Origin of the sequence: Phyllobacterium sp., from assembly GCF_037994405.1 — a bacterium.
GTDB lineage: Bacteria > Pseudomonadota > Alphaproteobacteria > Rhizobiales > Rhizobiaceae > Phyllobacterium.
The window spans coordinates 1-9,377 of the sequence record NZ_JBBNAN010000022.1 but is presented as its reverse complement, the minus strand read 5'-3'; the positions used below and the strand labels follow the sequence as shown (position 1 = coordinate 9,377).

Sequence of the window (9,377 nt, the reverse complement as noted above, 5' to 3'; positions counted from 1 at the left end):
AGTCTAAGTCTAGAAGAGTGAGCCCTGCGACCCGCTCGGAACCGTCGGCTTCTTGGCAGGCGCAGAGCGCTCGATCTTCGGCCGTGATGGACGCTCACTGGCCTCTTTTGCCACTGCCTCCACATCCCCGTCCTGGAAGCGCAATGTCAAATCATCGCCGCCGACGATGGCGGCAGCGCGCTTGATAGGGGCGCCTGAGGGATCAAGCACAATGGCAAAACCCCGCTCCAGAACACTCTCATGCGACAGGGTTTTCATCAGGCGTTCAAGTTCGCCGCTGCGGCGTTTTTTGCGGTCCACAATGAGGTCCACAGCCTGTATCTGGCGGCGCTCCAACTGCTGAAGATGCTGGCGGCCGCGTTCGGCGAGGCGTGCCGTTGGTTCGATCGAAAGCCGCCCCGCACGCCTGTCAAAAGAGCCCCTCCGAAGACCTACGAACACCTCGAGACCGCGGGGCAGGCGATTGGCCAAAACGCTGATTTCACGGCGCTTTTCACGAAAGCGCTGCTGAAGAAGACGCGGCGACAATTGTCGTGCGCAGCCATCGAATTGGCCGCGCTTCTTCTGCGTATTGGCCTGCAGCGCGCGGCCCAACCGCGCTGCTGTCTCGTCAAAATGCCGTCTTGGCAAAGCAAGCAGCTGATCGGCCGAGGGCAGGGCGCGGGCGAGTGCCCGTTGCGTCTGACGGCGGCGGTCGAGACAGCGTGACATGCCGGCGGCAAGCCGGGCGCCCAGCGTCGCGACGGTTGCCTGCAAGTCCGCCCTGACTGGCACGGCCATTTCCGCCGCGCCGGTCGGTGTCGGCGCGCGAACGTCGGCGGCAAGGTCGATCAGCGTCCAGTCTGTCTCGTGGCCGACCGCGGATATGAGCGGGATCCGCGAGGCGGCGACGGCACGCACCACGGCCTCATCGTTGAACCCCCATAGATCTTCCAGGCTGCCGCCGCCACGTGCCACGATCAGCACATCGGGACGGGGTAGGGGGCCGCCACGCTCTAACCCATTGAAACCATTGATCGCATTGGCAACTTCGGCGCCTGATGTTTCGCCCTGTACCCGCACCGGCCAGACGAGCACGTGCAGCGGAAAGCGGTCGGTGATGCGGTGGATGATATCGCGGATCACTGCTCCGGTTGGCGACGTGATGACGCCGATGATGTGCGGCATATAGGGCAATCGCTGCTTTTTTGCCGGATCGAACAACCCTTCGCCGCCGAGCTTGCGCTTGCGTTCTTCAAGCAGTGCCATAAGCGCGCCCGCGCCCGCCGGCTCCATCTGCTCGATGACGATCTGGTATTTCGATGAGCCGGGAAAGGTCGTCAGCTTGCCAGTGGCGATGACTTCCATGCCCTCTTCCGGCTGGAAGCGCAGGCGGCTCATCGAGCCACGCCAGATCACCGCTTCGATGCGCGCCTTGTCGTCCTTGAGCGAGAAATAGGCATGGCCGGAGGAATGCGGGCCGCGATAGCCGGAAATCTCCCCGCGAACCCGAACATGCCCGAACGCGTCCTCGACCGTACGCTTGAGCGCCCCGGAAATCTCGGAAACGGTATATTCGGCGACGTTCGATGCAGATTCGGGCTTTTCACTCATGCCCTATTCCTAGTCTCGCGCAGGGCAAGGTCAAGTCTGGGCAATCCTCGATTGCAGCATTGCCAGCGCGAAAAAAATCGCCTTTAACTGGAAAAAAGGGAGGCGACATGTCTTCAACAGCATCGGTTACCGCCAAGGGTCTGAAATTACGTCATTATCTGTTGATCGGAGCGCTGATGATCGCGGCCGCCGCGGCGATTTTGCTCCTGATGGGGCGCAACCCGATTTGCACTTGCGGGACAATAAAGTTGTGGGTAGGCGAAGCCAACTCATCCGACAATTCCCAGCATATCGCCGACTGGTACACGCTGTCGCACATTATCCATGGCTTTCTCTTCTACGGGATTCTCTGGCTGATTGCCCGCAAATGGCCGGTCGGGCCGCGTCTGTTGATCGCTATTTTGGTCGAGGCGTCCTGGGAGATCTTCGAGAACACCGACATGGTCATCAATCGTTATCGCGAGGCGACGATCGCCCTCGGCTATGTCGGCGACAGCGTTTTGAATTCGGTCAGCGATATATTGTTCATGGTCCTCGGCTTCTTTTTCGCCGCCCGCGCCCCGCTCTGGCTTACGGTTGTTCTGGCGATCTTCTTCGAGCTTTTGGCCGGGTGGGTTATCCGTGACAACCTCACCCTCAACATCGTGATGCTGCTTTACCCGCTTGACGCGATAAAGGCCTGGCAGGGCGGGATCTAGGCTCCTAGTCCCGCCTTACCAGCCAGGAACGAGCTCGCTCGCGCGCACCTGCCGCAGCCGCTGGTTCGCCAGATTTGGCGCGGAAGCCTGCGCTATGCTGACGGGCGTCGGCATCGACAAATTGTCGAGGCTCTCAACGATATGCTGTGCCAGCGCGTCCACAATTGCTGACGGCTTTGTGTGACCGCGCATGATACCAATGCCGAATTCCGGCAGCCGCCCAAAACCATCGGCTTCGGTCAATACACGCATCCCGGGCCGCAAGGCACATTCCGGCAGGATGGAGACCGCAAGCCCAGCCAGCACTGCAGCAGCAAGAACGGTCGCTGACCAACTGGTGAAGAGAATGCGGTAATCATGATGCATGGTGTTGAGGACCTCAACGGCCGCCGCGCGCCAGATGCAGGTCGGGCGGCCCACGGCAAGCGGAAGGACTTGTTCTTCATGCACATTATGGTGCGCTGAGGTCACCCAGAGCAGCTGCTCGCTGCGCACCACTTCGGAGCGCCGGTGCTCGTCGCACTGCGTCACGAGCGCGATGTCAAGCTGGCCCTTGCGGATCATTTCGTCGAGATTGACTGTCGGTTCGCAGACAACGGAAAGTTCAACGCGCGGATTCGAGCGCGAAAACCGCGCCATGATTTCCGGCAGGAACCGGTCGGCATAGTCATCCGGCGTCCCGATGCGGATATGGCCCTGCAACTGCGTATCATCAAACGCTGCGATGGTTTCGTTGTTGAGCTGCAGCATGCGTCGCGCATAGGCGAGCAGGCGTTCGCCGTCTTCGGTCAGCCGATTGGTGCGGCCATCTCTCTCGAAAAGCGCCTTCGAAACGCGCTCTTCGAGCCTGCGCATCTGCATGGATACGGCAGATTGTGTCTTGTTTACCTTATCGGCGGCCCTGGTGAAGCTGCCGAGATCGGCGATGGCGGTGAATGTCTGCAATTGGTCGAGATCAAGCGGTGCGTTCATAGCGGTGTTCCCGTATGGTTGATCCATCATTATTATTGAACGTTTACATTAAAAACATTCGTTTGAATAATCAATTTTTATGGATCATTCTGCAGATGTTCAGGAAGCGCTGATGCCAGATGGCACGAGCGTGGTGCGTGAGAAATGGTTTTCGCGCGGTTTAACTTTCTTGATCAGCGCCATTCAAAAGGAGTAACGGCGATGACGACGACAACGAGAATGACTGAAGTAAACGGTTTCACCCGCTTGATCGCAGCTTTTGCGTCGCAGGCTGCCAACTTTGTCACCCGAATGATCGTCGCTCGCCGCAATCGTAAAACCATTTTGAGCCTCGGCGAGTGGAATGACGAAATGCTGCATGATATCGGCATCACGCGTGCTGATTTGCATTCGGCTATTGGCACCTCTCTGCTCGATGATCCGAGCGAACGGCTCGGCGCACTGGCCGATGTCAGGGCCCGCCTTCGCGCAGCCCGCTCGATCATCTAGTCTGACGATTTGACTGTTTAGCAGGCGCCCATTCACGCCGGAATCCCCTCCCGGCGCCCAGCCTGCCTCCTGCCCGGCCCATATTGCATGCGCAAAGTGGCCGGGCTTTTTCTTGCGCGGTTTTCAGCGATTGCGGTCCATGCCGCGCAGGTATTGGTCGAAGATGGATTCCAGACCCTTCTGATACTGGTCATTGGCCTTTTTTCCGGTATCGAACATCTGGCCCAGTATGTCCTTTAGCGGGTTCTCCGAAGGAGCGGTTTGCTGCTGGGGCCGCGGTTGTTGCGACGGAGGGGTCGTTTGCTGCGGTGCGCCGCCACCAAAGATCTGTCCAAAAATCTGGCCCAGCGGATTGTCTCCAAAGGGATTGTGTGCAGGCTCTTGAGCATCGTCCTGTGGAACCCTGCCGCGTGATGGTGGCGCTTGAGGTGCAGCGCTGCCGGGAATACCACCTCGCATCATTTCCTCGAAGATTTTACCCAACGGATTGTCGCCCAATGGATTGGTTTGACCTTGCGGCCGCTGGCCGCCAGCGCCCCCGCCAAACATTCCTTCGAGTATCTGTCCCCAGGGATTGGCCGAAGCGTCTGGACCGCTTGTCTGAGTGGCTGATGGTTGACCGCCCATCATGCCGCCTCCACCTTGCCGCATCATCTGCTCAATGAGGTCGCCAATGACATTGCCGCCGCCGAGGCCAGCGGCAGCGAACTGTCCGGTTGATTTCTTGTAAAGTCCACCCATCATCATTGAAGCAATCACAGGCAGCATCTGCTTCAATGTTTCAGCACCGACGCCAGCTACGTTTGCAGCATGATCGGCCACCGCGCGCGACAGATCTTTCGAACCGAAAAGCTGGCCGAGGATGTAGTTGCCGTCGGCAATACCCGATGGATTGAAGGCAGCTTGCGGATTATCAAAATAATTGACGTTCCGGCCGGTTGAGAGGGCCTGGACAAACGCACCAAAGCCCATCGGATCGGCCGCATTGCGTTGCAAGCCCTGCGAAAACGCCGGCATCAGCGCTTCGAGGGCGGCGACAGTCTGTTGCTGGGACAGGTTGAACTGGCGGGCAAGGGCTTCGATGTTCTGGCCCCCTTGTCCCTTCAGAAACATATCTACGAGATTCATGGCACCGATCCTCCCTTGCACTAAACAGGATGGAAGATTAGCGCCGCAGGCGCGCAGACTTCAATCTTTTTATAGGTTTAGGGTCAGGACCTGTTAATAGGGTCGAAAAGACCATTTCTTGCGGGCGCCGAAGCGGCCGCAAGCTGCTGTGTCGAACCGTTCGGCCGAAAGAAAGACCCGTCCTTCACGCCTCTCCTCGCATCTTCTTGCCGTTTCAATCATATAACAGGTCCTGACCCTAAAAGTAGGCAGCGAGGTTCTTTCGGATGCGCTGCAGCGGATCGATAGCCGGATCACCTGGCTCAAATTTCCGGTTGGTGATCGTCTCATAGGCCTGGATGTAGACCTTGGTCGTCGCATCGATGACATCTTCCGGAATCTCTGGAATCGCGTCCCTATAGGGATCGCAGCGCTCTACGACCCAGTTACGGACGAAATCCTTGTCGAAGCTGACAGGCCGCTTGCCAGGTGCGTAGCTATCGGCAAACCAGTAGCGGCTTGAATCCGGCGTGTGGATTTCATCCGCCAAAACGATATTGCCATCGTCATCGGTACCGAATTCATATTTGGTATCAGCAAGGATCAGGCCGCGACTGGCGGCAATTTCCTGGCCGCGGGCAAAAAGCTGCAATGCATAATTCGAGACCGTCTCCCATTTGTCCTTTGTGAGCAGCTTTTGGGCCAAAATGGCGTCTGCCGTTAGAGGCTCGTCATGGCCTCCATCGAACGCCTTGGACGTCGGGGTGATAATTGGCTCGGGCAGTTTCTCATTGTCCTGCATGCCGTCCGGCAAGGTAAAGCCATACATTTCGCGCTGGCCGGCCTTGTAGAGCGTCAGGATTGACGTTCCCGTGGTCCCGGCGAGATAACCGCGCACGACGATCTCGACAGGAAGGATTGTGAGCTTTCGGCAGACAAGGACATTCGGGTCGGGATATTCGATGACGTGATTTGGGCAGATGTCATGCGTCTGCTCGAACTGGAAACGCGCAGTCTGGGTCAGGACCTGCCCCTTGAGCGGGATCGACGCGAGGATGCGGTCAAAAGCACTGATACGGTCCGTCGCTATGATGATACGGCGGCCGTCCGCCAGATCGTAATTCTCGCGGACCTTGCCTTTGTAGTAATTCGGCAGCTCGGGAATATAGGCTTGCGATAGCGCTTTGTGTTTCGGCATGGTTAAGAAATCCGCGTGAAATGATATGGACCCCGCATAACACATATGGCGGGCAACGGGAGTCATAATTGTCGATCTTGCTGGCTTCAGCGCCCGCCGGTCACGTCAAGGAGAGCGCCGGTCACATAGGACGATGCATCGCTGAGCAGCCAGACAATGGATTCACCAACTTCATCGGCGGTACCTGCGCGCCCGAGCGGCGCCGTAACGCCGAGACGCTTGGCCCGGTCCGGCTGACCGCCACTTGCATGAATATCGGTCTCTATCAGCCCAGGGCGAACGGCATTCACACGGATCCCCTCGGGCCCGACTTCCCTGGAAAGGCCGATGGTGAGCGAATCCATGGCACCCTTCGAGCCGGCATAATCGACATATTCGTTGGGTCCGCCCAGCCGAGCGGCTGCCGAGGAGAGCAGAACGATCGAACCGCCATTCCCGCCACGCGATCGGGCGAGGTAGCGCACAGCTTCGCGTGCACAGAGATAGGCGCCGAGAACATTCACGTCGAAGACGCGGCGCATGCGCTCAATATCCATGTCCATCAGCTTCGATGCGGGAGCGACGATGCCGGCATTGACCACGACGCCGTCCAATTTGCCAAGTTCCGCAGCCTGTTCGAATACCGAGATGACCTCGGCCTCGACGGCGACGTCGCCTTGAATGGCTTTCGCCTTGCCGCCGGCCGCAATGATGGCTTCAACGACTTCATCGGCCGCGACTTTATTGCCCACATAATTGACGCCGACCGACCAGCCCCTCTGACCGGCCAGAATTGCCGATGAACGGCCGATGCCACGGCTGGCACCGGTAATCACAATGGTTTTGGTCATGGCCGATCCTCGAGTTGACTAATAGGCGTATTCAAGAAAGACGGGTTCGATCGAGCTGCCCCAAGCGGTGTGGTACTGCGACAGCATCTGCTCGGCGGATGTCGTGCCACGCGCAACGACTTCGTCCAGAGACGCGAGATAATGCGTCTCGTCAAAGCCTTCGCTGTTAAGAAGCGCCCGGTTCTTCAGGCCAAGACGCGAAATTGCCAGTACATCGCGCGCGATGTCGTGCGCCGAGTGATTGCGCAGCTTTGCCTGCAAACCCTTGCCCGGAACCTCGTCGCGCAGGGCCTGGACTTCTTCATAGGTCCAGTCGCGGGTCAGCGCTTCGGCAGCATTCAGAGCTTCGGCGTCATAAAGCAGGCCGACCCAGAAGGCCGGGAGGGCACAAATCCTGCGCCATGGACCGCCATCCGCGCCACGCATTTCGAGGAAGCGCTTCAGGCGCACTTCCGGAAACAGCGTCGACAGGTGATTGGTCCAGTCGCCCATATTGGGTGTGCCCTCGGGGATCTCATCCTTGAGTGCGCCGTTCATGAACTGCCGGAACGTCACATGGGTGCAGTCGTGATAGCGGCCGTGGCGCATGACGAAATACATCGGCACGTCCAGCGCCCATTCGACATAGTCGGCAAAGCCGAAATTCTCGCTGAAAATGAAAGGCAAGACACCGGAGCGATTGTTGTCCGTGTCGCGCCAGATATTCGAGCGCCAGGAGAGAAGGCCGTTTGGCTTGCCTTCGGTGAATGGCGACATGGCGAACAGCGCTGTTGCGATCGATTGCAACTTCACCGAGACCTGCATTTTTCGGCGCATATCGGTTTCGGACGAGAAATCGAGGTTCACCTGGATCGTGCAGGTGCGATACATCATGTTCAGCCCATCCCTGCCGACCTTCGGCATGTAGTTCGACATGATGTTGTAGCGCGACTTCGGCATGCGCGGCGTCTCGGCAAGGGTCCATTTCGGGCTGCCGCCAAGACCAAGGAAGCGAATCCCAAGCGGCTCGGCGATCTCACGAACCTGCGCCAAATGTGCATTGGACTCGCGGCAAGTCTGGTGAATGGAAAGGAGCGGCGCGCCGGAAAGTTCGAACTGTCCACCTGGTTCGAGCGAAATGGCGCCCTGGCCTGTTGGCTCGACGAGGCCGATAATGTTGCCTTCGTCGACGATCGGCTCCCAGCCGAGCTTCGACTGCATCCCTTCGAGGATGGCGCGAATGCCACGCGGACCCTCATAGGGTACCGGGCTGTTGTCTTCCGTATAGAACGGGAATTTTTCATGCTCGGTGCCAATGCGCCAGGCCGAGTCCGGCTTGGATCCTTGCGCAAGATAGGCAGCCAGTTCTTCGGTACCGGAGATGGGTGTTTCGTCTGTCGTGTCGCGCGCCATGGATGGTGCTTTCCGAAAAGATGAGATTGTTGCGCGTGATTGGCGGTTTTCGGGAAGGAGCGCAAGCAAATTTCGCTTATGCTCCCATCAAGAGAAATTGTAACTCACCAATCGCCAATCGTCGCCTGAATAAGAGCGAGCGCCGCAACGGCTGCCGTATCGGCCCGCAGGATACGCTGTCCAAGTGGAATCGCGGTAACGAAGGGCAGCTTGCGCAAGATCTGGCGCTCCTGATCGGAGAAACCGCCTTCCGGCCCGATAAGGACGCCAAGCGGCCCGCGCGGCAATGATTGCAGCAGCGGCAACGGATTGTGCGTGTCATGTCCTTCGTCGCAGAAGATCAGGCGGCGTTCAGAGCCCCAGCCTTCGAGCAGCTTATCGAGCTTCACTGGTTCGCGCGTCGGCGGTATCGCCAGCACCCCGCATTGTTCCGCAGCTTCTATCGCATTGGCCTCGATTCGCTCGACACCGATGCGTGCGACCTGTGTGTGCTGGGTTATGACCGGCTGTAGAACGCCTGCACCCATTTCCACGGCCTTCTGCACCAGATAGTCAAGCCGGCCCTGCTTGAGCGGTGCAAAACAGTAGATGAGATCGGGTGCGGCAGGCTGCTCGCGAGTCTGCTCCAGAGATTCCAGGAACAGTTTCTTCTTGCTTTCAAAACACAGCGCCGCACGCCATTCACCGTCGCGACCGTTGAAGGCAAGAATTTCGTCGCCATCCTTCATCCGCAGCACATTGGCAAGATAATTGACGGCTTCCGGACCAGTTTGCGCGCGTTTGCCTGCGGTAAGATCGGCAGTGACATAGAGCCTGTGCATTTTGTAATTGGCGCGCATCGTATTTCCAGTAGTACAGCAGTTCAGGAGAGCGGCGGCAGGCGGCGTTTGACCGGCGACGACTTGACGATCGAGGTGTTTGTCTCGGCTTTTTCTGCCAGACGGTCAAGAATCGTATCGAGCTGCTCCATCGTGCGAAATTGCAGCTTGCCGATAAAGCAGTCGTCACCTGTCACCTTGTCGCACTCAGTGATTTCCGGCGTCTCCCTGATCAGCCGTTCCACGATATGCAGCATGCCGGGCAGGGGACGGACCCGCA

Annotated in this window: 10 protein-coding genes; 2 read left to right on the top strand and 8 right to left on the bottom strand. The window is 58.4% G+C overall.

The genetic code is table 11. The annotated features are described in order from the left end of the window. Nucleotides 1–9: 9 nt before the first annotated feature. Nucleotides 10–1,593 carry an exodeoxyribonuclease VII large subunit gene (xseA, locus tag AAAC48_RS01855; RefSeq protein ID WP_340652540.1) on the bottom strand — a complete coding sequence of 528 codons (1,584 nt, stop codon included), beginning with the start codon at nucleotides 1,591–1,593 and terminating at the stop codon, nucleotides 10–12. A gap of 107 nt (nucleotides 1,594–1,700) precedes the next feature. Between xseA and AAAC48_RS01850 the strand changes: the two genes are divergently transcribed. Further along, on the top strand, nucleotides 1,701–2,291 hold the full coding sequence (locus AAAC48_RS01850; RefSeq protein ID WP_340652539.1) for a DUF2585 domain-containing protein: 591 nt from the start codon (nucleotides 1,701–1,703) through the stop codon (nucleotides 2,289–2,291). Nucleotides 2,292–2,306: 15 nt separating this feature from the next. Here the strand turns inward: AAAC48_RS01850 and AAAC48_RS01845 are convergent, their stop codons facing one another. Next, nucleotides 2,307–3,263, bottom strand: a complete 957-nt coding sequence (locus AAAC48_RS01845; RefSeq protein WP_340652538.1) for a LysR substrate-binding domain-containing protein — start codon at nucleotides 3,261–3,263, stop codon at nucleotides 2,307–2,309. 201 nt (nucleotides 3,264–3,464) lie between these two features. Here AAAC48_RS01845 and AAAC48_RS01840 point away from each other — a divergent pair, with 201 nt between their 5' ends. Beyond that, nucleotides 3,465–3,752, top strand: coding sequence for a DUF1127 domain-containing protein (locus AAAC48_RS01840; RefSeq protein WP_340652537.1), 288 nt, complete (start codon nucleotides 3,465–3,467; stop codon nucleotides 3,750–3,752). Nucleotides 3,753–3,875: 123 nt separating this feature from the next. Here the strand turns inward: AAAC48_RS01840 and AAAC48_RS01835 are convergent, their stop codons facing one another. The 6 genes from AAAC48_RS01835 to AAAC48_RS01810 form a co-directional block, all read right to left on the bottom strand. After that, nucleotides 3,876–4,880 (bottom strand): DUF937 domain-containing protein, encoded by a 1,005-nt coding sequence (locus AAAC48_RS01835; protein WP_340652536.1) that lies wholly within the window; start codon nucleotides 4,878–4,880, stop codon nucleotides 3,876–3,878. Nucleotides 4,881–5,118: 238 nt separating this feature from the next. Next, the gene (locus AAAC48_RS01830) at nucleotides 5,119–6,057 is read right to left on the bottom strand and encodes a phosphoribosylaminoimidazolesuccinocarboxamide synthase (protein WP_340652535.1); all 939 of its coding nucleotides are present in this window, start codon (nucleotides 6,055–6,057) and stop codon (nucleotides 5,119–5,121) included. A gap of 86 nt (nucleotides 6,058–6,143) precedes the next feature. Continuing rightward, nucleotides 6,144–6,887, bottom strand: coding sequence for an SDR family oxidoreductase (locus tag AAAC48_RS01825; protein ID WP_340652534.1), 744 nt, complete (start codon nucleotides 6,885–6,887; stop codon nucleotides 6,144–6,146). Between the two features lie 18 nt (nucleotides 6,888–6,905). Next, nucleotides 6,906–8,279: a glutamate--cysteine ligase gene (locus AAAC48_RS01820; protein ID WP_340652533.1), complete on the bottom strand. Its 1,374-nt coding sequence runs from the start codon at nucleotides 8,277–8,279 to the stop codon at nucleotides 6,906–6,908. Nucleotides 8,280–8,383: 104 nt separating this feature from the next. Beyond that, on the bottom strand, nucleotides 8,384–9,118 hold the full coding sequence (locus AAAC48_RS01815) for a 16S rRNA (uracil(1498)-N(3))-methyltransferase (protein WP_340652532.1): 735 nt from the start codon (nucleotides 9,116–9,118) through the stop codon (nucleotides 8,384–8,386). A 23-nt stretch (nucleotides 9,119–9,141) separates the two neighbouring features. After that, the coding region (locus AAAC48_RS01810; protein ID WP_340652531.1) for an Lrp/AsnC ligand binding domain-containing protein at nucleotides 9,142–9,377 on the bottom strand (236 nt) is incomplete at its 5' end.